The sequence below is a fragment of the Falsochrobactrum shanghaiense genome, from assembly GCF_003149535.1.
In the GTDB taxonomy this organism is placed as follows: Bacteria; Pseudomonadota; Alphaproteobacteria; order Rhizobiales; family Rhizobiaceae; genus Brucella; species Brucella shanghaiense.
The window spans coordinates 1-856 of sequence record NZ_QGDB01000033.1 but is presented as its reverse complement, the minus strand read 5'-3'; the positions used below and the strand labels follow the sequence as shown (position 1 = coordinate 856).

Below are 856 nucleotides of genomic sequence, written 5' to 3'. Positions count from 1 at the left end.
TGGGCTTGTAGCTCAGTTGGTTAGAGCACACGCTTGATAAGCGTGGGGTCGGAGGTTCAAGTCCTCCCAGGCCCACCATGTTACATGAAAGGGGCCGTAGCTCAGCTGGGAGAGCACCTGCTTTGCAAGCAGGGGGTCGTCGGTTCGATCCCGTCCGGCTCCACCATTGTTCCTTGAATGGGCGTGTTTTGGTGTTGAGTAGGATATTGGCAATCAACAAGAGAAAGAACCGTGTTTGCGGACTTTATGAAGTCTGCCTGTTCTGTATGAAAATCGTGAAGAGAAGATGTAATCGGATCAACTGTTGAGTTGATGTCGCAATGGCTTGCTCAAGCCTTGCATTATGATTGATGTGTTTAACCGCCATCACCGATTGTATCTCGAGAAGCTGGTCTTTCTGCTGATACTGTTGAACAGCAATGTTTGATGGATATTGGCAATGAGAGTGATCAAGTGTCTTAAGGGCATTTGGTGGATGCCTTGGCATGCACAGGCGATGAAGGACGTGATACGCTGCGATAAGCGTCGGGGAGGTGCGAATACCCTTTGATCCGACGATTTCCGAATGGGGCAACCCACCTTAGATAACTAGAAAATTTGAGCTGTTGGACTTTTTTGGCGTGTTGAACGGTTGCCGTTCGGCGCGCTTTTGCGCAAAGCTTGATGGGTATTTACCCATACAGACCGCCAGGTCGTCGGCCCATGTGGGCCGCCCTCGCGGAGCGCCAGCATCCGGCAGGATGCGTACGGCGCGTGAGCGAAAAACAGAACATCTCATCTTTCTAGTTATCGTAATAAGGTATCTAATTCTGAATACATAGGGGTTAGAAGCGAACCCGGGGAACTGAAACATCTA

Annotated in this window: 2 tRNA genes and 1 rRNA gene; all 3 read left to right on the top strand. The window is 50.1% G+C overall.

Features of this window, described 5'->3' with window-relative positions:
• Position 1 precedes the first annotated feature (1 nt).
• Positions 2-78, top strand: a tRNA-Ile gene (locus DKP76_RS18880).
• Positions 79-90: 12 nt separating this feature from the next.
• Positions 91-166 (top strand) — tRNA-Ala (locus DKP76_RS18875).
• A gap of 281 nt (positions 167-447) precedes the next feature.
• Positions 448-856, top strand: a 23S ribosomal RNA gene (locus tag DKP76_RS18870); the annotation flags it as partial.